Source organism: Sphingobacterium prati (assembly GCF_013167215.1).
In the GTDB taxonomy this organism is placed as follows: Bacteria; Bacteroidota; Bacteroidia; order Sphingobacteriales; family Sphingobacteriaceae; genus Sphingobacterium; species Sphingobacterium prati.
Genome location: NZ_JABJWY010000006.1, coordinates 37,321 through 58,780, shown reverse-complemented (window position 1 = coordinate 58,780; position 21,460 = coordinate 37,321). Strand labels below are relative to the sequence as shown.

The 21,460-nt window shown below is 38.3% G+C and carries 24 protein-coding genes; 11 read left to right on the top strand and 13 right to left on the bottom strand.

Annotation, left to right across the window (positions count from 1 at the left end; translation table 11 throughout):
* Positions 1 to 9: 9 nt before the first annotated feature.
* Together HPC41_RS00265 and HPC41_RS00260 are read right to left on the bottom strand one after the other, a co-directional pair.
* Positions 10 to 234 carry a methyltransferase type 11 gene (locus HPC41_RS00265; protein ID WP_172392016.1) on the bottom strand — a complete coding sequence of 75 codons (225 nt, stop codon included), beginning with the start codon at positions 232 to 234 and terminating at the stop codon, positions 10 to 12.
* Between the two features lie 703 nt (positions 235 to 937).
* The gene (locus HPC41_RS00260; protein WP_172392015.1) at positions 938 to 1,531 is read right to left on the bottom strand and encodes an HD domain-containing protein; all 594 of its coding nucleotides are present in this window, start codon (positions 1,529 to 1,531) and stop codon (positions 938 to 940) included.
* A 187-nt stretch (positions 1,532 to 1,718) separates the two neighbouring features.
* On the opposite strand from HPC41_RS00260, the gene HPC41_RS00255 reads away from it, so the two are divergent.
* From HPC41_RS00255 to HPC41_RS00225, 7 genes are all read left to right on the top strand, one after another.
* On the top strand, positions 1,719 to 2,741 hold the full coding sequence (locus HPC41_RS00255) for an LLM class flavin-dependent oxidoreductase (RefSeq protein WP_172392014.1): 1,023 nt from the start codon (positions 1,719 to 1,721) through the stop codon (positions 2,739 to 2,741).
* 13 nt (positions 2,742 to 2,754) lie between these two features.
* Positions 2,755 to 3,840: an NAD(P)-binding domain-containing protein gene (locus HPC41_RS00250; protein WP_172392013.1), complete on the top strand. Its 1,086-nt coding sequence runs from the start codon at positions 2,755 to 2,757 to the stop codon at positions 3,838 to 3,840.
* Between the two features lie 46 nt (positions 3,841 to 3,886).
* On the top strand, positions 3,887 to 4,657 hold the full coding sequence (locus tag HPC41_RS00245) for a helix-turn-helix domain-containing protein (RefSeq protein WP_172392012.1): 771 nt from the start codon (positions 3,887 to 3,889) through the stop codon (positions 4,655 to 4,657).
* 94 nt (positions 4,658 to 4,751) lie between these two features.
* Complete coding sequence (locus tag HPC41_RS00240; protein ID WP_172392011.1) at positions 4,752 to 5,249, top strand: anthrone oxygenase family protein; 498 nt, start codon at positions 4,752 to 4,754, stop codon at positions 5,247 to 5,249.
* A gap of 345 nt (positions 5,250 to 5,594) precedes the next feature.
* Positions 5,595 to 6,098: a hypothetical protein gene (locus HPC41_RS00235; RefSeq protein WP_172392010.1), complete on the top strand. Its 504-nt coding sequence runs from the start codon at positions 5,595 to 5,597 to the stop codon at positions 6,096 to 6,098.
* Positions 6,099 to 6,130: 32 nt separating this feature from the next.
* Complete coding sequence (locus HPC41_RS00230) at positions 6,131 to 6,310, top strand: hypothetical protein (protein WP_172391971.1); 180 nt, start codon at positions 6,131 to 6,133, stop codon at positions 6,308 to 6,310.
* A gap of 156 nt (positions 6,311 to 6,466) precedes the next feature.
* A complete protein-coding gene (locus tag HPC41_RS00225) occupies positions 6,467 to 7,549 on the top strand; it encodes a hypothetical protein (RefSeq protein WP_172392009.1) in 1,083 nt (360 codons plus the stop codon).
* Positions 7,550 to 7,935: 386 nt separating this feature from the next.
* Here the strand turns inward: HPC41_RS00225 and HPC41_RS00220 are convergent, their stop codons facing one another.
* On the bottom strand, positions 7,936 to 8,739 hold the full coding sequence (locus tag HPC41_RS00220) for a hypothetical protein (RefSeq protein WP_172392008.1): 804 nt from the start codon (positions 8,737 to 8,739) through the stop codon (positions 7,936 to 7,938).
* A 356-nt stretch (positions 8,740 to 9,095) separates the two neighbouring features.
* Between HPC41_RS00220 and HPC41_RS00215 the strand changes: the two genes are divergently transcribed.
* Entirely contained in the window at positions 9,096 to 9,719 is a 624-nt protein-coding gene (locus HPC41_RS00215) for a hypothetical protein (RefSeq protein WP_172392007.1), read from the top strand.
* A gap of 86 nt (positions 9,720 to 9,805) precedes the next feature.
* Here HPC41_RS00215 and HPC41_RS00210 read toward each other — a convergent pair whose 3' ends face one another.
* From HPC41_RS00210 to HPC41_RS00195, 4 genes are all read right to left on the bottom strand, one after another.
* A complete protein-coding gene (locus tag HPC41_RS00210) occupies positions 9,806 to 10,318 on the bottom strand; it encodes a hypothetical protein (protein WP_172392006.1) in 513 nt (170 codons plus the stop codon).
* A complete protein-coding gene (locus HPC41_RS00205) occupies positions 10,275 to 10,652 on the bottom strand; it encodes a hypothetical protein (protein WP_172392005.1) in 378 nt (125 codons plus the stop codon). The genes HPC41_RS00210 and HPC41_RS00205 overlap by 44 nt, the downstream gene beginning before the upstream one ends.
* The gene (locus HPC41_RS00200; RefSeq protein ID WP_172392004.1) at positions 10,639 to 11,133 is read right to left on the bottom strand and encodes an N-acetylmuramoyl-L-alanine amidase; all 495 of its coding nucleotides are present in this window, start codon (positions 11,131 to 11,133) and stop codon (positions 10,639 to 10,641) included. Before HPC41_RS00200 ends, HPC41_RS00205 begins: the two co-directional genes overlap by 14 nt.
* A 313-nt stretch (positions 11,134 to 11,446) precedes the next feature.
* Positions 11,447 to 12,742, bottom strand: a complete 1,296-nt coding sequence (locus HPC41_RS00195; protein WP_172392003.1) for a M20 metallopeptidase family protein — start codon at positions 12,740 to 12,742, stop codon at positions 11,447 to 11,449.
* Between the two features lie 568 nt (positions 12,743 to 13,310).
* On the opposite strand from HPC41_RS00195, the gene HPC41_RS00190 reads away from it, so the two are divergent.
* Both HPC41_RS00190 and HPC41_RS00185 read left to right on the top strand, forming a co-directional pair.
* The gene (locus HPC41_RS00190; protein WP_172392002.1) at positions 13,311 to 15,500 is read left to right on the top strand and encodes an ATP-binding protein; all 2,190 of its coding nucleotides are present in this window, start codon (positions 13,311 to 13,313) and stop codon (positions 15,498 to 15,500) included.
* Positions 15,501 to 15,711: 211 nt separating this feature from the next.
* Entirely contained in the window at positions 15,712 to 16,602 is an 891-nt protein-coding gene (locus tag HPC41_RS00185; protein WP_172392001.1) for an SIR2 family protein, read from the top strand.
* Positions 16,603 to 16,714: 112 nt separating this feature from the next.
* On the opposite strand, the gene HPC41_RS00180 is transcribed toward HPC41_RS00185, so the two are convergent.
* Both HPC41_RS00180 and HPC41_RS00175 read right to left on the bottom strand, forming a co-directional pair.
* Positions 16,715 to 17,866, bottom strand: coding sequence for an FAD-dependent oxidoreductase (locus tag HPC41_RS00180; protein ID WP_246250229.1), 1,152 nt, complete (start codon positions 17,864 to 17,866; stop codon positions 16,715 to 16,717).
* A gap of 27 nt (positions 17,867 to 17,893) precedes the next feature.
* On the bottom strand, positions 17,894 to 18,523 hold the full coding sequence (locus HPC41_RS00175) for a helix-turn-helix domain-containing protein (RefSeq protein ID WP_343043773.1): 630 nt from the start codon (positions 18,521 to 18,523) through the stop codon (positions 17,894 to 17,896).
* Between the two features lie 314 nt (positions 18,524 to 18,837).
* Here HPC41_RS00175 and nudK point away from each other — a divergent pair, with 314 nt between their 5' ends.
* The gene (nudK, locus tag HPC41_RS00170) at positions 18,838 to 19,419 is read left to right on the top strand and encodes a GDP-mannose pyrophosphatase NudK (protein WP_172392000.1); all 582 of its coding nucleotides are present in this window, start codon (positions 18,838 to 18,840) and stop codon (positions 19,417 to 19,419) included.
* 22 nt (positions 19,420 to 19,441) lie between these two features.
* Here nudK and HPC41_RS00165 read toward each other — a convergent pair whose 3' ends face one another.
* From HPC41_RS00165 to HPC41_RS00150, 4 genes are all read right to left on the bottom strand, one after another.
* Positions 19,442 to 19,867, bottom strand: a complete 426-nt coding sequence (locus HPC41_RS00165; RefSeq protein ID WP_172391999.1) for a hypothetical protein — start codon at positions 19,865 to 19,867, stop codon at positions 19,442 to 19,444.
* Between the two features lie 96 nt (positions 19,868 to 19,963).
* Positions 19,964 to 20,395 carry a MarR family winged helix-turn-helix transcriptional regulator gene (locus HPC41_RS00160; RefSeq protein ID WP_172391998.1) on the bottom strand — a complete coding sequence of 144 codons (432 nt, stop codon included), beginning with the start codon at positions 20,393 to 20,395 and terminating at the stop codon, positions 19,964 to 19,966.
* Positions 20,396 to 20,441: 46 nt separating this feature from the next.
* Positions 20,442 to 21,077 carry a nitroreductase family protein gene (locus tag HPC41_RS00155; protein WP_172391997.1) on the bottom strand — a complete coding sequence of 212 codons (636 nt, stop codon included), beginning with the start codon at positions 21,075 to 21,077 and terminating at the stop codon, positions 20,442 to 20,444.
* 12 nt (positions 21,078 to 21,089) lie between these two features.
* Positions 21,090 to 21,458 carry a DUF1304 domain-containing protein gene (locus HPC41_RS00150; RefSeq protein ID WP_172391996.1) on the bottom strand — a complete coding sequence of 123 codons (369 nt, stop codon included), beginning with the start codon at positions 21,456 to 21,458 and terminating at the stop codon, positions 21,090 to 21,092.
* Positions 21,459 to 21,460 lie beyond the last annotated feature (2 nt).

Genomic DNA, 21,460 nt, shown 5'->3' with positions numbered 1-21,460 from the left:
ATGTAAGCATTATGTTATCCGCTCACATTCGTAGCCCCAGTCAAACATCAGTTTCGTAATGTGATGGACATCAATATCCGAATAAGTAGACTCAATTCTTAAAATATTTTCTTCGTCATCAAGATCAAAGTTTATTTTATACGCGGCGAACAACCCCAGAAATGCCGTAATGATTTGTTTTGCGTCTTTGTATTTGCAGACATTTGTTTTAAATATTTCAACTCTTTTCATCATATTCTGCTTAAATTTTTGAGGTACTTCCACACTGTTTTTAGGCACGAGAATTATTGGAAGGTATCTCAGCGTGTTGTTATTTTATTGTTTATTGGCCGTAAATCGCCCAAATACTTCAGATCAACTTTAGATACCGAATCCGTGCAATAAACATTCGAAACAGCCGGAAAACCTTCGTTATCTTTCTTTTTCTCCATATTTGAAAAAAGCGCTACAAGTGACAGGAATAAAAAAATAATCAATGCATTAAAAAGATGTACCATACCAAATAGAAACTAGATTACTAGTGTCTAATTTCCAAAAAGCGCCCATGTCTTTCCAGTTGTTTTCGGTAAAAGGTAGGTATAGCTCGGTAAACGGTCACTTTTCCCCCTTTAACACCTAAAAGTTTTTTACTTCTAAGCATTCTTTTGCAACAAAATCCGATGGATATCTTATATTATACGCTCGGCTATGATACTTTCGGGAAGCGGCTCCTCGATAAAAGTCGATATCATTGTTATTGGTAATATCCAATTTTAAGGCAGCTCCACTCTTGATGTTATTGACAAAGCCATTTGGTTAAACGGCGATTATAAAAAACAGGTTCAATATCGAGGCGGTATCATAAATGAAATTCACAATTAGAAATCAGAATTAAATTTGGGAGGATAGCTTTTTAATTACAAAAATTGACTTTTGATACAGCCTCTTCAGAATAAAGTCAATCTTTCTTTAAAACACCTTTTTTTACGCCATCATCAATCAAACCTTCGGCATACTCCCATAATACATTGGCCCCTGCTTTGATAACACTCTTTTTTGCATAAACCTTATTATAGTTCACACCAGGTTCATTCCAGGTGCCGCCGTTGTTGGAGCTATTCTGCAACAGTGGTTCTAAACGATCCATTGCCCTTGCAAATTTTGCTTCTTGGGTTTCTCCAGCTTCAAACTCTTCCCAGATGTTAATAAGATCTTCGGCTTGAGACTCCGGTAAAAGGCCAAATATTCTGTTGGCAGCCAAGCGCTCCTCCTCCGTATTGCTATGCGCTTTTTGTGTATCGTAGATAAAGGTGTCGCCTGCATCAATTTCGACAATATCATGAATCAGTACCATCTTAATAACTTTCAGTAGGTCCACAGATTCATCAGCGTGTTCAAATAAAATCATCGCCATCAAAGCTAAATGCCAGCTATGTTCCGCATCATTCTCATACCGGTCACTATTGAAAAGCTTAGTCTTTCGTTGAATGTATTTAAGTTTATCAATTTCCTTGATAAAGTCAATCTGTCTTAATAATTTTTCTGGAGTCATAGCAATTCTATTTTCATGTTTACGATATACAAAATTAGGACATTAATAAGTTCCCTCAATTGTCAAATGGCAATTAAGGGATAACTATTCCGACAGCTAACTTTATTGACATCCGTCGGACAAATTTGAGCTCGCAAATCAGTGTAGTTTTGTTAAATTTGATAAACATCAAATCCCATCCTGACGCATGAAGAAAATAGGATTTTTATCTTTTGGGCATTGGTCCAAACATCCGGCTTACAGCACACAGACAGCAAGCGACACCTTGCTTCAGTCCATCGATCTGGCCGTAGCAGCAGAAGAAATAGGTATAGACGGGGCTTACTTTAGAGTACATCACTTTGCCAACCAGCTTGCATCACCTTTTCCCTTACTTTCGGCTATTGGTGCAAAGACCAGTACAATTGAAATAGGTACCGGAGTGATTGATATGCGCTATGAGAATCCGCTATACATGGTGGAAGACGCTGGAGCAGCTGATTTAATTTCAGAAGGCCGATTACAATTGGGAATTAGTAGGGGTTCACCCGAGCAGGTGATAGACGGATGGCGCTATTTTGGTTATGAACTTGCTGAAGGGGAAACCGATGCTGATATGGGACGTAGGAAGGCGCTGGAATTTCTGGAAAAGCTTAAAGGTGTAGGTTTTGCCGAGCCCAACCCTTACCCGATGTTTCCGAACCCACCGGGCTTACTCAGGCTAGAGCCACATGCCGCCGGGCTACGTGACCGCATCTGGTGGGGAGCAGCCTCAAATGCAACAGCAATATGGGCAGCTCAGAATAGAATGCACTTACAGAGTTCGACATTGAAGTACGATGAAAATGGAAAACCTTTTCATGTACAACAGGCTGAGCAGATACGCTTATATAAAGAAGCATGGAAAGAAGCAGGGCATCATGGGGAGCCGAGAGTTTCCGTGAGTCGCTCAATTTTTGCGTTGGTAGATGACTTAGACCGCTATTATTTTGGGCAGGAGTCGGATCGAGCTGATAAAATTGGGTTCATCGAAGCGGACAAACGTGCTATTTTTGGCCGCAGTTATGCCGCCGAGCCTGATCAACTTGTGAAAGAACTCGCTCAGGATGAGGCAATCCAAGAAGCAGACACCGTCCTCTTAACAATTCCAAATACCTTAGGTGTAGATTACAATATCCATGTACTATCCGCTATTTTGGAACATGTCGCACCTGAATTAGGCTGGCGTTAGCGCTCTTATACAAATGATAAACAACATTCGTTACAAAACCAAAATCGCAGTAATCGGTGCTGGCCAAGCGGGTCTTTCTTCAGCTTATCATCTGAAAAAACTGGGGCTGGAAATTAATCGGGACTTCATTATTCTGGATGAAGCTCCTTCCCCCGGCGGAGCATGGCAATTTCGATGGCCTTCACTGACACTGAGTACCGTAAACAAAATCCATGACTTGCCGGGCATGTCGTTTGAAGAAACATTAAAAAATAATGAGACTGAAGTGCAGGCAAATATTGCTGTTCCACATTACTTCGATCTTTATGAAAAGAGATATGGCTTGGAGGTGTATCGTCCAATCAAAGTGGATCGCGTATCTTTATATGGACAACGTTTCCACATAGACACTGCTAAGACCTTATTTTCTGCGGAGGGCATTATAAACGCAACAGGCACCTGGGAGAGCCCATATATTCCATATTATCCGGGAGCAGATTTATTTCACGGACAACAACTGCATACGAAAGACTTCAAAACAGCGGACTATTTCAGAGGTAAGCATGTTATCATTGTCGGAGGTGGTATTTCGGCCATCCAGTTGCTGGATCAAATTTCAACTGTGACGACCACAACTTGGGTGACGCGACGACCACCTCTGTTTCGCGAAGGTCCGTTTGATGACATGGCTGGCCACAATGCTGTAGCAATGGTCGAAGAACGTGTCAGACAGGGCTTGCCGCCATTGTCGGTAGTATCAGTAACAGGACTCCCCTATTCCACTGAAATTCAGGCGATGGAAAAACGAGGTGTGCTCAAAAGATTTCCGATGTTCAGCGAAATAACCGAGACTGGTGTAAAATGGGAAGATGGCAGAGAAGAAAAAGCTGATATTATCCTGTGGAATACGGGATTTAAAAGTTCATTGAAACATTTAGACCCAGTATTGCCTAAAGAAGAAAATGGGGGCATCCTAATGGATGGACGACTTGCTACGATGGTTGCTAAGGAACCTCGAATTCATCTGGTGGGTTATGGCCCCTCTGCCTCCACGATCGGAGCCAACCGCGCCGGAAGTGCGGCAGCAAGGGAACTTGTAAAAACACTGAATCTTTTGTAGAGTTATTTAAGTCTATTTGAAGTCTCATCCAAAACTAGTTATCACGATGGATATCCAAAACATTGTTCAAAGTCAATCTACACTGTTTGTCAAAGATATCCTCGTATTTGAAAACAAGGACGATGTGGAAACAGTGCTACCGTTTTTTGCAGATGGGTACCCGGGACTTCTATTCCATCAAACCGAAAATGGTTTGACCATACAGCCGCATGGCAAAAAAATGCCAACAATCTTCTTATATGGTCAAACGATCAAGCCCATAGCTATAGAAGTGAATGGCCCCTTTCAAATTATTATTTTTCAGTTTTATCCATTTGTTTTACGCGCGTTCTGGGGGATCAATCCCGAAGATATAAATGACAGGTGCCATGATCTAACTAATGGGCACGAAAATGAGATCAATAAGATGATTTCTGAGATCCTATTGGTACCAACTATACCGGAAAAGATCACGATTATCGAAAATTTACTGCTCGATTATTTTGAACAGAAAAGAAATAAGCTCGATTTTTTAATAAGAGAAGTAATTCAATATATTATCGACAGCAAGGGTACTATTCCCATCAAAGAAATTGCTAAAAAAGAAAAATTGAACATCCGGACACTCGAACGAAGATTTCTCAAAGAAACAGGCATTTCTGCAAAGCAATTTGCGAAAATAGTCCAATTTCAGTCTTCGCTCAACCAACTGACGACAAAAGATTTTAGCAAAAAAAGTGATATCGTCTATGCGAATGGCTTCGCCGACCAATCACACTTTATCCGGGTATTCAAAGCCTTTACAGGAATGACTCCAAATACATTTGGTAAAATGTAGTATTGTCGTTTTTATTCTATTTTGGAAGCTTATTGATGACGATTTTTGATAAAGGAAATTAAATAAAATCGCTACTCTTTTAAATTCGACTGCAATGAAATTACATGAAATCACGATAGCAGCAGCAGCAATCACTTCAGCATTAATATCAGGCCTGTTTTTCGCATATACATTCTCTGTCAATTTAGGACTTCAGAAACTGGATGACAAGACTTATCTGATGGCGATGCAAAACATCAACAGAGAAATCTTAAATCCAGTATTTTACAGCTGTTTTCTGGGGGCACCATTATTGTTAATTACTTCGTCAGTCCTGTATTTTGACCTTTCATCTCCGAAATTCTATTTGATATTGACGGCATGCTTAAGTTATATTATCGGTGTATTTATGATTACCGGCGCCAAAAACGTTCCCTTAAATAATCAACTGGATTCGTTCGATCTTTCAAAAGCATCATCAGATGCCATACACCAGATGCGCCTTCTAATTGAGGATCCCTGGGTATTCTGGAACAATATCCGAACTGTATTCTCCTTTATAACTTTATTTTGCCTCATCATCAGCCTTATCTTTTTCAGAACCAAAGATTAAGGAAAAATATAGGCATTCGCTCAAATTATATAATTTTGTAATATCCTTAGCAGGCAGTTCCGCTCTATTTTTAGACCTCTTTATTGCTTAATCCACTCGCTATTGTGCTTTCTCCCACAACCAACAAGACCAAGCGTCTTAGAGGTTACAATATTACAGGCAATTGATTATTCGAAAAGCGAAAAAAGCAAAAGAGCTCACGGATTTAAATTCGTTCACAACGAATTTAAATCCTGCAACAAAGGGCAGCATATTCTATTGTACTTTTATAAAAAATAAGGACAAAAAGTCCGAATGAAATGATCATTATCTTAAACTAATCAAAAACAATAAAACTATATTTCCATGAAAACACAAAGAATAATCGCCGCCACGCTCGCTGCATCTGTAAGTTTAATATCCTTATCATCATGCAATGGCACATCAGTAGATACGATCAAAGCAATGGAATCCAGCTATGACAATCACAACAAAACTATTGAATTAATTGGTGAATTTGATGCTCCTTCCTTTACCTTTTCATCGGGTAAATCAAAGACAATGGCAATGAATTTTATTGTGAAACCGCATGCGATCAGTTCCGAAAAATTCACAGCATTTAGCGTGATACTACCTGTTGGAACAGAAAACAACAATGTTCTATTTGAACTTCCGGCAGATCAAAAGAACTATACGCTCAAAAATTTCAATGTTATTGATAAAAATGGTGAGAAAATCAATCTTGACACACATACTACGTTTAAAATGACCGGCACCGTACATTACAGTGAATTAGAAAAACCTGAAGGTGAGCGCGACAAAACCAATTTCAACTACAGGATAACGGACGTAACATTTGAAAAAGAATAAGAACGATCAAACACATAACAAAATTTAAAGAAATGATAAATATTGAGCTTGGAAACAGTTTTTCATTTGGATGGGTAATTATTGCAATTGCCCTGATTATGGCCCTGGGGATCTACATCGCTTACAGAAAACAGCAAGTGATTAAAATAAAATACCTAATCGCAGTGATCATTATGTTGGTTATAGGAATAAAATGGCTTTTTGAAAATTAAAACGACGAGTAGGCTGGCAACTCGGTACAAACTAATCCTGAAGACAACCCGGGTAAGTAGAAAAACTTTCATAGTTGAATAGATTTATTTTTGTAAATTCAAATTTGAAAGTGCACGCGATCGCGATCGGCACCGAATGTCAAAAGTCAGTTTACGATGAAGTTTATTTTCGCTTTTATTATTTTTTTCTTTTTCTCCTGTGTATTCGCTCAGGAACGTCCGCAATTTGTCCCTTTTAAATTCGAAGGTAAATTAGGCATATTGAACGTTTCGGGAACGGAACTTGTTTCTCCCGATAGTTTTATAAACGGTCCCGGTAATTATGATGTGGTTGGCGATTTTCAAAGCTATATCGTAGCGAAAAATGAAGGGGGGGACGAGGTCATTGATGCCTACTCAGGGAAAGCACAGTTTTCGGGGTACTTGGATAGGACCTGCGGCCGTTTGAGAATCAAGAACGACAGTTATTATCACTTTGAATTGAATGGAAACTCTGTTCTACTAAGGCCAGGAAATTCACCAATACGGCTTGCTACACACTATAAAAAAATTGAACCAAATATTGACGCTTGGGACAATGAAAGTTTAGATGGCAAACAATATCTCTGGGCATTGAAAACAGATGAAACCTACGATGTTTTAACTCCCGATAATAACTTTGCGCCCATTAATTCTTTACCCAGTTTTGAAAGTTTTGATCTCATATATCGAATAAATGAAAATGCTCCCATGACGCTGATCGGGTTTGTGCTAGGAAGCAAAACCGCGATCCAACGTGTGTTCGGTCAGAAATACGGTATTCCCGAATCGAACCTTGCGGTTGAAATTTATAACACTGATTTTAGCAAGTTAGGTACCGTCGCTTATGAACGTGATGCAATCGCACAATTACTCAATCAAGAAATTGAACTGCAGGGAAGCATGATACCACCGCCGAGCATATCAAACCAGATAGTTACCCCTCAAAATAAAGCAATTGTATTGAACAATGAATTTAGCCTAATACCAGCAAAAGATGATCAAACACAACTGATACTCGTCAATACACAGCAAGGGAACCTTCCTGTTCTGGGAAATGACCGCTTCGATTATAGATATATCAGTACACCCAAAAGTTTAAAGGCTCTTTTGCAAATCAGACATGCTGAAACTGGGACTTTCTTTTATTTTGATTTTAACGGACTCTATTTTCCAAAAGGAATCCCTTTAATCCCAAAAAATTACAGAAAGTGGAAATGATAAATTCGTAATGTCCCTGATGGTATGTGACCGGCACAACACAACTCGAAATTCATCGCGTACGATCTATTCTTTCAATTTGTCAGAATTGAAAGCAATGAACATGCAAGAATAATGAGCAACCAATTTTCTTTATGTACGTTATACGTAATAGCGCATATAATATATACTGTTCGACGCTATGACATCATACATTAGACATGTTCACCGACCTTCAATCCACCGCCAAATATAGCAAATAAAACTAATTTAATTAGTTTTATTTGCTATATTATTTAGTTTAAAAATTAACAGGCTGTAACTATGTATTTTAATTTCCAAAAATATAAAGCTGTGCATCATTTCAGCCTGCTTAAGGTGGAGAAAGTGGTGGGTCAAGACAAGCCTTATAATGAGCGGCTGATATCAACAACATTAAAGATCTGATCCACATCATCCAAACTGACTTCAAAATCTGGATAGGTAGCTTTATCTAAATTGAGAGAACGTAGTGTAAGGATTCCATTGGTGACATCGTGGTTGGCTATTTCCTTAATAATTACTCCTTCATAGCGATGTACGATGACCCAATATCTATATTTATGGGTATGGAATTTTGATTGCCATAGTTCACGCTTAATCAGACGTCCAGTAACAATATCACCATCAAGGACACTAGCGTCAGTCCCATCAGTCATACTATCTCCACTAACTTCAAAAGAACGGTAAGCACCTTTGTGAAATTCATTTACCGTAATAAAATGCGCCGGTAAATCGTCCATGTATTCCGCATCTGAAAAACCCGAAAGATAACCAGCTTTTGCCTTCTCGGTAACAAGCTTGGTCTGCATCAGATAACGTCCCGGAGATACCTCAAAGAATATATTGTTTTTATTTTCATCAATAAACTTAACATCATTAGAAAAATATCCAATGGACTTACCGTTTCCTACATTGATCATTGAAATAGTATCAGACTGAGAAGCTCCAGGCTCATTTCGTTCTCCTTTCCCATAGAGCAACCAATCGTATTGAACTTGAGGAAAAGCATTTTGAATCCTGGTTTTCATCGTAAGACCAATCGGATATTCACCTTTCTTGATACGCGAATATACCTGCTCGCGCACGCCCAATATGCCCGCAAACTCCCGGTTGGTAATCCCCATCTCCAAGCGCAAAACTTCAAAATTATTAGCTGGATAAGTTTCCATGTTTTTATAGGATATTTAACAAATGTTACACTAAATCATAACAATCTGACACTAAGTTACACAACTTATTAAACCTAAACAAATAAATAAACAAAATAAATACATTAATATTTGATTATCAAATAATTAATACTAAACAAATAAGTTTAACACTTTTTAAAAAGCATAAATTATTCAGTAAAATAATCATAAAAACGCTTGAATGATTAACAAATTTGTTTAACTTTGTTTAACAATATATATTCATAATGACAGATCGCTCAGCGGCACTATCACCAGCAGGAAAAAGGCCACTCGTGGCATGTATTAAAAGACGATAAGACAGAGAAAATAATATTCATTTTAAAACATCAAATATGCAACGCTTCTTCACAACAAATTCACAGCTAGAAAGGTCCTTCGCATTGAACCAGGGTTATATTAGTACCCAGGACATTCATCCAAAACAGACACAGCAGGTAGAGTTTATGTCAGTTCTACTTCCACAACAAGAATTAACCACATCCCCAATACAACAAAATGACAAGATCAATTCCCTACGTATGAACACATTATATTATTCTTTCATTTTGAGTTTCTTAAAAGAAAATCATCCTGAGATATTGAGATCAATAGATAAGATATATGAACCCGATCTTACCAAAATAAGTCAAGTCATCGACTGTTATTGTGAATTTATGGGTATCCCCAACCAACAGATTAAGGGCGAATACATCAATTACAAGGACATCCAACATCGTTACAAAGCAATCGCAGTCGTTTTACGGATTTTTCAGCCGGAAAAACTGGACAACCTAAAGACGAAAGTAAAAAGCACGATATACAAAGAACTCGGCCCATATCTAAAGATTAATAGCGATACCTTACAAAAATCTATTATTTGTGCTTGCAATCAATTTGACCTATATAACGATTTCAGGAAAGATATTAAACAGGCTGTAAATTACTATTTTATCAACAAACGTTTCAATGATAAGTAAGAAAGTTTCCCAAAGAACGCTAGATTATTATACCGATCAAAGGACACAAGCAGACAGGTTGCTTCCTTTGATCGGCATAGTAGGCTTTAATCCTTCCCCCCTATCCTCCTTCGCATCCACCAAATCACGGCGCCTGCCAAGACAAGTAGGCCGATAAAAAAATACAGCATGCTTGTTACCACTGGCCTAGCTGTTCGTGTTGTCATTTTATCCGCCAACTGGAGTTTTTCCTCTTTGTGCAAGACACGCTGTTCTACCGCCTGTCGCTGCTCGGAAACAGATTGCTTAAATCTCTTACTGCTATCCACATTACGGGTTAGCTTCTTATGGATCTTTCCTTTAATTATATTTATCGTTCCATCCGGACTGATCTCCATTTTTTCACCCTCAATATGCATCAGATCCACTGTATGTACCGAAAGACGGTTATGAGACTGTGCAACTTCCAAGCGTATCCTACCAGAGTCCACTTTTGACAGTAGGGTCATTTCTTCATTCGTCTTCAGGATTTGTGACTCCTTTGTTCTTACTGTCTTTTTAAATAGACCGCAGCTACTAACGAGCAGTAGCATTACGGTCAATAGAAATATATTTTTCATTTTTTACTTTTTTTAGTTCAATTTGCAATTCATTATAGAGTTTCATCAGATCATCATATTTAACCTGCAATTCCGCTAGCGTTTTCGAACAAGCCACACGGTCCTCATTGGCAAGTTTGAGCCCCTGATTAAGATCCTCAATAATAGCCCTTAAATGCTCTATATCCTTTTCAAGCCGGTTTGCATAGCTCTCCCACTTATCAATGACCTTTCCAGCATTATCCACATTTGTAGCTTCCACTTCTGCCTGCTGTTTCGGCCGACCAACAAGGTAACCTCCAATAGCTGTAGCAATAGGAATAATTAACTTTTCTAAAATTTCAAATAGTTCCATCGTGACTCTTTTTTAGTAGTGGCTTAAACTTCTTCCAGGGGAACTGCTTCCCCGGATCCTCCTTTCTCCCTGGAGCAATATCGCTATGTCCTAAAATCTCCTGAATCGGATAATGAGCAATAATTGCCTGGCATACTTCAATCGCTGCATTGATTTGCTTTTCGGTATAAACTTCTGTTCCCTTATTTTGCAACTCGATTCCAATGCTATACCTGTTCAAATCGTTCAATCCTCCCCAAAAACTCAAACCCGCATGCCAGCATTTAACGTTAAATGGTGCCAACTGTGTCACTATCCCTTCCCTACTGATGTGCACATGAGCCGAAACTTTACTTCTCGGATCCGACATCCAATGAATGGCACTAGTCGCATTAGTGGCACCATCATAATGTATAATGATATAAATAGGGTTAATAATCCCGTTCTTATTCGGTGTATCGTGAAAGGAAACTCCTATCAATTGATGTTCTTTAATATCCATGTCTTCTTTAATTTTTTTAAATTTCCTGATCGTGAGTAAGCGCTTATTTTTTATTAAAATCTAGATTTCTGTTTTATTCAATATATGCTGCAAATGACTACTCCCGCAGCTATTTCAATACAAATTTAAAGGAGAACCAAGCCTGAAAAATCAAATTCCGTAGGTATATAAGCGGTATGAAACAGCTACCGAATATCAGTCAAGGACTGAGCAAACAAAAAGCCACATCGCTATTGATGTGGCTTAAAAGATACACTGAATAAATTCTGAGAAAAATCAAAACCATTTAATTTAATGAACTTATTTCCCGATACTATTCTGACAGTCTTCTACTTAATAGATACGCAAATGCACTAACTCCGGTTTTTAAACAGGTATCATCAATTTGAAAATGAGAGGTATGGTTCATAGCTACAATTCCTTTACTAAAATTAGATCCGCCAAGAAAGAAATAGACACCTGGAATTTTTTGCTGAAAATAGGCAAAGTCGTCGTTAAAATAGGGAATCTGACCTTGACTTAAGTAAATATCTATTCCTTTTTCCTGTCGAAGAATTTGATAAGCTTCGCTAGTCAATCTAGCATCATTCATGACCGTAGGATTCTCTCGACTAAACGAAATGGATTGGACGTACCTGGATAATCCCATTTCCTCTACCGCAGTTCTTACTTTAGGAAGGATATTCGGAATTGCAGCACTATTAGTCTCATACATTTCTAACGCCAAATTTTGTATTTCCCCATTTTTCGAAACATGGAACTTACCATCGGCAAATGAATAATCAAGGAATATTGTATTGGGGCTGGCCACGCCAAGCGCTGGATCTGCTATTTTCTGTATATCCGCCGGGTTAGTTCCTTTAGGAATTCTGTTCAATTTCTTTGCAACAACAGCAGAGATTTTATTAAGTTGTTCCGAATTCAATGTTATCCCTTTCATTTGGACATGGATCTCTCTTTGATGGGCAAACATTTCATTCGGCTTTACGAAGATTTGGCCAACAGGAAAAGCTGTTACGTGGAGCCCATAGATTTCTTCGATCCCTAAATCAGCCAAAAAATTAGTTTCCATAATCTTCTTTGCCCCATTAAAGGTCTCTTCCTCTGGTTGAAAAATAAAATAAACGTCCCCTTTCATCTGTTTCTTATTCTGAGCCATTACCTTGGCAATCCCCAATGCAATAGCCATATGTGCATCGTGGCCACAACCGTGGTGAACGCCCTTGGTATGAGATTTATAGAGCTCATCCAGATTACTATCCATCGCCAAGGCATCCATGTCGGATCGCCAGGCAATTTTTCTACCTGCCTTTTTACCCTTCAAAATGCCTATCACACTTTGACCATATAGATCTGATTTTACTTCTAAGCCCAATTTTACCAGATATTGCCGCACAAATTCCTTCGTCATGATTTCCTTACCCGAAAGTTCGGGATGCTGGTGCAGATGATTTTTAATACCGACAAACTCCGCGAAATGCCGCTCGGCCTGCCCTGTTATTTGAGATCGGGAGATCCCAGTAGTCTTATTTAATCTACAGGCCTGAAGCATGCAACTTGCCAGCACTAGCAAACCGATTTTTACACTTACTCTAAATTGTTCCATCATTTGGGTCAGTATGTAATTTATTAATGAAAAGTAGTGAATAAGAGGATCCCAAAAATAAATTTTAGGCCAACACCCCTAAAAAAACGGTAAATGTATGCTATAGACAGGTAAGTAATCTTGAGCAAAAGATTTAGGTCTCAAACTAACTTTGCTTTAACAATATAAAACATATTTGCTATTCCGTTGTTATTTGATCGTTATAGCATAGGATGAGTTATATCGTTAAGGCTAGGAAATCGGTTCACCTAGCCTTTTTTGTCAACAACAATAGAATGCTCATTCAATCCACAATTTTCTTATCTGACATTATGCTATCAGCATGTCGCTAGTTTTATAAATGGCTAATCAATCCCATTGCTTAGTGAAATGTAGCTTTAACTACAACGCCAACCTTTGGTACCACCAAAACTGATAAAACAACATCACTTTATTACACTTGACGCTATGCTGCCTTGCTATTCCAGAAAATAAAAAATAGCGCTTTGCGTGTCATGAACATTTCTTTAAGCGTAATAGCTATGCCTTAATTATTTATTTTGTACTTTAGGAGAATATATCGAAGGCGTTTATGGACAACAATCATTTTTCTAATTGCGACCAAGAAGCCATACATCTTTGTGGTCAAATACAGCATTTTGGTTGTCTCCTCCTTTTTGACGCCGCTCTTAATTGTATAGGCTGGAGCGCAAACTGGGAAGACACAGGATTACCTAAACAAAGTGTATTCCTGGGGCAAACCTTGATGGGTTTTATTGATTCTCTTGGTATCCAACATACGATTGATCTTAATGAAATCATACAGGATCATACTGATAGCTTCAGGTATCGCTATGTGGCTGATATTTCTCTAGCGCATACAGCACATTATCTAAGTATTTATCCTTTTGACAATAAGATATATGTTGAAATAGAGCAGCATCGTTCACAGTCTCATCGATTTAAAAATACATTCTTTTATGCCAAGCATATCAATGACAGTGGCGATACCTGGAAAGCGCTGGCCGAGAATATTTTTACAGTGACAGGCTATGATCGTGTTATGATCTATAAATTCTCGGAAAATGGGGATGGTCAGGTTATTGCCGAACATGTCGTTGGCGGACTTGAACCATTGTTAGGTTATCATTATCCAGAATTTGACATTCCCAAACAGGCTCGTGAGCTTTACACAAAAATATTTGCCAGGGTCACACCAGATATTGATGCGGCTCCCATACCGGTTTGGGGCATTGAGCCCGAAAACTTGGATCTATCCATGACTGCGATCCGTGCAATGTCACCTATACACCTGCAATATCTGCGAAATGCACAGGTGAAAGCAAGTGGCAGTTTTTCCATTATCATTAATGGAAAATTGTGGGGACTCGTCGCTTGTCAAAATAGAGTCCCCAAGTACATTGATTTAGCGCAACGACATCTTTCCGTTTTCATTGTGCAATATGCTGTCAATAGTTTTTTGGCCAAGAAGCAAATTGAGGATAATAATTTCAAACTTAAGACCAAGAGTGTCGCATTTGAGATCAGGCAAAACCTGTTTACAAAGAAAGATCTTGATAAGGTAATCAGCTCTCTGACATCGAGCTTAATGGACATCCTCCAAGCCGATGGAATAGCCTTCAAATATCTTGACAGATGGCATATTGTCGGCATTACACCACAAAAAGAAATGATATTAAGCCTGGACAACCACTTCCGAAAGACAGTTACTGAACCGTTATTCTGGCAATCGGATTTCCAATGGCCACAAGATAAAGAAGACAAAATTTTTACTTTCCCAGGAATTGCCCTAATTGATCTAGAAAACAAATTGGATTTCAAAATCTATTTCTTCCGAAAGGAAGTAAAAGTAGAGGAAACTTGGGCCGGGGTCCCAGAAAAACGGCTTATTTACGATCCGACAAAGGAGATAAATTTCCCTTCCCCCCGTACATCCTTCAATGCCTGGAAAAAAACAGTTGAAGGAACAGCCCCAAAATGGAAAAAGCGCGAAATCAACTTCCTAAAAAACTTGAGCATCACAATCCAGGAAGCCTGTCTAAAGAAGATCTTAGAAATTCAGTCGCTCAATGAAAAATTAATCGAAACAAACAATATCTTGGAGACATTCAGTTACACACTGAGCCACGATCTTAAAAATCCCTTAGCCGCCTTACAGATGACGGCACAGATGATTCGGGATAGGCCTGGTTTAAGTCAGGAATTCCTCGGGAAAGCAGGTAGAAACATGATGGAAGCAATCAAGTTGATGAATAACATGCTGGATAAAACGGTCCATTTCGCCCGTACCAAAAGTTATGAATTTGAATACGAAACTGTATATCCGGAACGGTTTATCGAAAATATCATCGATGATTGCAGCGTAAGATTTAATGTTCATAATCTACAATTCGAAAAAGGAAGAATCCTTCCAATTGATGGGGAAAAAACCTTAATTTATCAATTGTTCCTAAATCTTCTGGGCAATGCGATCAAGTACAGCAGCAATAAAACAACGCCACGCATCGGGATAGACAGTCTAATTGATAAAAATTATGTCTTGTATAAAATATGGGATAATGGAATCGGTATGTCAGCCGAGGAAACTGAACGAATTTTCGAAATATTTCATCGTTTACCTAATGCGCTACAATTTGATGGATCAGGGGTTGGATTATCCATTGTCAAGAGAATTGTCGATAGACTCGACGCAAAAATCACAGTAGATAGTAAGTTAAATCAGGGTACAACCTTCGAAATTAGATTTCCCATTAGAAACTGATTTTGCTCACCATAAATCCAAACAGATGATACCCCCTATTAGGTTCTGAGCAAATGAAGATTTAATGCGATCTAACGACCGGTTCATTCATTATTTTTTGTTAAATTAGAGACTAGTCGATAGATTCCTGTTCGACAGTTGTCATCAAAGTGGGCATGAAACGGTTTGATTGGTTTGCCCCAAGAGGAAATCTTCAAAGTATTATTTACAAATGGATAAATTCAGCTTATTAGTTGGAAATGATATCAACAATATTTCTCCAGGAATTAGCTGGAGCGACTTGCTGACTAATATTAAAATAAAATATCATGTAACAGCATTGGAAAATGGTCAAAAACCATTCCCAATGTTGTATGAAGAGATTTTTCTAAATGCAATTAAGATACAGCATCTTAATGAGAAAGAGCTTAAAACATATATTTCGGATAGCGTCTCACAAATAAAGCAAAATGAAATACACGAATTGATCCGGGCCCTTCCAACTAAAAACATCATTACGACAAATTATGAATTCAGCTTGGAAGGATCAATTCCAAAAAATAATACGAGCCTGGTGAGAGAAACCACATACAGTGTTTTCCGGCGGCATGAGACCAATGATAAAACATATTGGCATATTCATGGTGATTGTGACAGTCCCAATTCGATCAATCTTGGATATGAGCATTATTGTGGACAGCTTCAAAAAATGAGAGATTACGTGGTAAATGGCACTAACTATACGTCAGACACTGTTTTCAAGGCCGCTTTGATAAAAAGATTGAAGCAGAAAAAAAACTTGCAACTGCAATCGTGGATAGACTTATTCTTTACTCAAGATATTCATATCCTCGGGCTCTCTTTGGATTTTGTGGAGATAGATCTTTGGTGGCTTCTGACTTATCGTGCTCGAAATAAGTTTTATAAAAAAAGTAACTTCATCCAAAATAAGTTATTTTACTATACAACAAAAAAATGGCATCAAATAGCGGTGGATAAAATGCAACTACTTGGAGCCAATGACGTGGAAATCATCGTTATCGATGAATCTGACAAAACAAAGTATTACAAAAGAATATTAAAAGAGATCTATAATCGTTATCAGCTTCCTGCACATAAGTAGCAATTAAGGTCACTTTGATGGCTAGAAAAGAATTTCATCCTTTTAACAAGTAATTTGTTTTTGCTGTTTTATTAAGTCAGCTTTTGGATAGTTGTACTTTTACGCTCTCCTATCAATTTTCACCAAAAAAGTCTAGCATCTGCTGCAAAGCTGTTGTCGAATGCATTCGGTCGCTATTTTCCAATGTATCCTGTGTGGCTTCTGCTCCACGTTGGATCATCTGTTTCTCAAAATAAGAAATCGCAATTTCTAAGCTTTCAAAATTACCATTGGTCAGACATGCCGCAAGTTCAAATGCATCTTGCATAGCAACATTTGCGCCCTCTCCGGCAAAAGGTGGCATACGGTGGGCAGCATCGCCAATCATTGTGAGATTAGACTGTGTATTCCAACATTGATCAAGAGGGAAATAGTATTGTGGCCGAGGTATAAAAGACACATTTTCGTTAGCAAAAAATTCGTTCCACACAACGCTCCAGCCCGAAAAATTATCCTTTAACCATTTGGAAACTTGCTGTTTGATATTGACATCATTACCTGGTTCGGCAAATATATGTTCAGGCGCTTTTGTACTGGCAACAAACATGATGGATCCATCGCCCTTTGTGCCATACCCGATAAACTGCTCATCCCCAAAAGCCATTACTTTTCCTCCTTTTGTAAATTCGAATAGCTTGGAAGCGTTTTTATGCGCATCATATATATTTCCTTCTACCAACGTAATCCCCGAATAAATTGGGTTAGGCGCATTGAGATAAGAACGTATTTTGGAATTTGCACCATCGGCAGCAACAACAAGATCGGCATAGGCTGTCTGTCCCTTTTTAAATTGTAAAATCCAGCCTTCTCCATGTTTTTCCATCGAAACAAAATGGCGATCCCAGACTAGTGTATTTTTATTCAGCGAATTCAGCAAAATATCACGTAGCGGAGCCCGATCAATTTCCGGTCGGTTTTCAGCAACCGCAGCGATATGATCATGATCGTCAAATTTAATATGAAGATCCTTATCCACGATACGCAGCTTACTTGCTGTCGGGCGATAATGTTTATAAAATTCATCGATAAGTCCCGCACGTTTTAACGCCTCAAGACCTGTCCCTTCATGAAGGTCCAATGTAGAGCCTTGTACGCGCACATCGCGGCTGAAATCACGTTCATAAACTTGTACATCCGCCCCCTCCATCTGTAATAATCGAGCTAGGGTCAGGCCGGCCATTCCGCCGCCGACAATAGCAATTTTTTTATTTTCTATTAACATCATATTTGTTCTTAAAATGTTAAGACAAAATTATTTCGATGTCAGGGAAGATAATAGTATAAATCGGTCGTTTTTATTTTTTAGCAATTCCTTGGGAACTACTCCAGAGAACTTCTTAATTTCTTTGATAAAATGATTCTGGTCAAAAAAGTGTTCATCAGGAAAAAGCTTCCCTTGGGCAATGTGATCTAAAGAAGCCCGAAAACGTAAAATGTTAGAATATACTTTTAGGGATAAGCCAAACCACTGATTAAAATAGCGATTGATCTGCCTACTTGTCCAAAATACTTTTTCTGAAAGCTCAGAAACTGAAATAGTGCCTTTACTTTCGTATATAAGATCAAATAATTTTTGTTTACGTGCATCGATAGTTGCAGGTAACATTGATGAAAGCACTTGGACAGACTTGTCAATAAAATAATCAAAATCCTGTAAATCCTGTTCGCTAAAACCCCAAAAATCATGTTCCAATATCTTCCCAGAATTTATAATATCAGCTACACTCTCGTTTAAAATATATTCTATTGCAAGTAATTTTAAGCTGATACAAAATATTACCCCATCGATTGGAATTGTAGCCTGTTCATGCGGTAGCGTACCCAGTCCGAGCAAAATGATCCGAAAACCTTCAGCTGGAGAACGAAAAAGAAATAAATCCACCCGCCCATCTGGCAAGCCTATTGTTTCTTTGACCTGCCCCGAATGATTGTAGAGACACCAAAAACTATCTACGAAATCAGAAAGTGTGTGGTCAGGTTTAACAATTTTATAGTATAGCCCATCCCCAATCATACTATCTACTTATATATTTTGCCATGCCATTTTAGGATCTGTGCACTGTTACTTTTATCCCTGCTAAATTTAGAAATTAAATCTTACAACATCCGAAAAAGAAAATAGAAACGAATTTACTCTTTCACTCTTAATATGAGCCATAATACTTACTTTTATAGCTTGACTTTAACGCTCTAAAAATGGCAATCAAAGATATCGAAATTGTAAAAACTGAAATCCTATCCAATAATTGGTATACCTTAAAAAAAGTCACCTATCAATATACAAAGCCAGACGGCACAGTGCAACAACAAAGCCGAGAAGCTTATGATAGAGGGAATGGCGCGGTGATATTGCTTTATAATACCGTGTCCAAGACTGTTATATTAACCAGGCAGTTTAGAATTCCAACCTATATCAACGGAAATGAGTCTGGCATGTTAATAGAAGCCTGCGCAGGTTTGCTAGATCAAGATTCCCCACAAGATTGTATACGGCGGGAAACAGAAGAAGAAACCGGTTATCAGATCAAGGAAGCAGAAAAGATATTTGAAGCCTATATGTCGCCCGGTTCAGTTACCGAAATTCTGCATTTCTTTATCGCCGAGTATACGAACAATATGAAAGTCAGTGATGGTGGAGGTTTGGAAGAAGAAGAGGAGAATATCGAAATCCTCGAGATTCATATTCAAGATGCGTTACGCATGATCGAAAGCGGCGAAATCAAAGATGGCAAGACCATTATGCTCCTGCAATATATTAAATTGAAAAATATTTTGTAGCCTATTCTTTTAGCTAAATATCTTAACGGGCCTCACTAAAAATAAATTTGGCCTGCTGAAAACTGATCGTTGACGGAATATAATGCGGAATCCCCATATATACTTGCTCAGTACCGGATCCTAAAATATATTGAGACCCTTTCTTAAGTAAAACAAAGGGTCTCCTTTTCTTCTGCCCCCATCCAAACGGAAAATAATAGTAATCTCCGGCTAGCGTATCATTTTTGATATTTCCTTGAACTTCTCCCGAATCAATTTCACCTCCCGGTCGGTAGAACCGTAATTTTCCATGAAAACGGCGTTCAAAGAGATTAAGCTCTAATTGAGCACTATCCCGATTGCTAAAAGCAACATATCTCAACAACTCAGTATCTCGTCTCTTTTCTTCACAACTTGCAAACGAAAGTGCCAACAGAACAAAATAAGCAGCAAAAGTAATTAAACGCATTCTTTTTTATAAAATTTCGATACACCCTGATTCAGCGAAAAATAATTTCCCTATTTAAAACGCTAAATTATAAGTCGCCAATCTAGTGTTAAAAATTCAACTTTTACCTGCATTCGTCACAATTTTATCTGCTAGCATTTTTAGCTGTTGCATATCGGAATAATCCAACTTTAGGGCTTCAAAAATTTGCATAGGAATACAGTTTGCTTTTTCTTTCAATTCTACACCTTGATCCGTGAGACGAATTTTCACGACCCGCTCATCTGCCTTACTCCGGGTTCGGGTAAGCAGCGACTTCCCTTCCAGTCGCTTCAGCAATGGTGTTAGTGTGCCATTGTCCAAAAACAACTTTTCTCCAAGCTGATTGACCGTTTGCTCACCATTTTCCCATAAAGCCATCATTGTAATATACTGTGGATACGTCAAATCTATTTCTTCTAAAATAGCACGATATTGCTGCATGATCTCACGGTGCAGGACATATACGGAAAAACAAAGCTGTTTGTCCAATTTCAATAAATCATCCATTTTGCAAAGATATTGTTTTCCTAAAGTTTAGTGGATAAGATGTTTCCTATTTATATTCAACGACAAACTCCTCTTTTGGTATTCTTACTTTTTTCATTGTAGAGATCCAGTCGCGAGAAGCATCGGCAACACCTACATACATTAGCGATACACTTTTCAATCCAAGTTTATCCAATTGCAACACTTCATCCACTACATTATTGTCGAAGCCTTCCGCTGGAGTAGAATCTACCCGCAATTCTGCTGCTTGTGCCAAGGCCAATCCCAACGCAATATAGGTTTGTCGCGCAGTATGGGCAAAATTGCGCTCTGCTTCTTCATTTAGATATATGGACTTCAATTTATCTGTATACGATCCAAACCTACCGCGCGGTAAATCCCGTACATCAGTCGTAAAATCATAAACTTCATCAATACGCTCTTCTGTATATCTGTCCCAAGCAGCAAAAACCAATACATGAGAACATTCTCTCATACATTCAGGATTTAAGGCACCTTTTGCCAATTCCTCTTTCAAAGTTTGGTTTTCAACCACCAATATTTTAAATGGTTGTAGGCCCGAAGAAGTTGGTGCAAGGCGCGCTGCCTCCAATATTTTATCTATATTTTCCTGTGTTACCTTTTTTGTCGGATCATACGCTTTTACAGCGTGTCTCCATTGTAAATCTGTAATTAATGACATTTAGTTAATTATTTATTTTGAAAAAAGAACGAATAATATCGCCAACAACGCTGGAACTCCCTGTACAAAGAATATTTTGTTACTTGCAGTGATGCCTCCGAATATACCCGCAACAAGAACACAGCCTAGAAAGAATAGGCGAACATTGTCACTCCAGATCGGATCATTGATAAAAAATGACCAAGCCAAACCGGCGACCAAAAAGCCATTATATAGGCCCTGATTGGCAGCAAGCCCTTTTGTAGGTTTAAAGAGCTCGGCTGGTAGCGCTTTACCGAAACTACGCCTTCCAGCAGTTTCCCATGCGAACATTTCCATCCACACAATGTAAATATGTTCTATTAATACAAGTACAGTAAGCACTGTGGCAATATGATTCATAT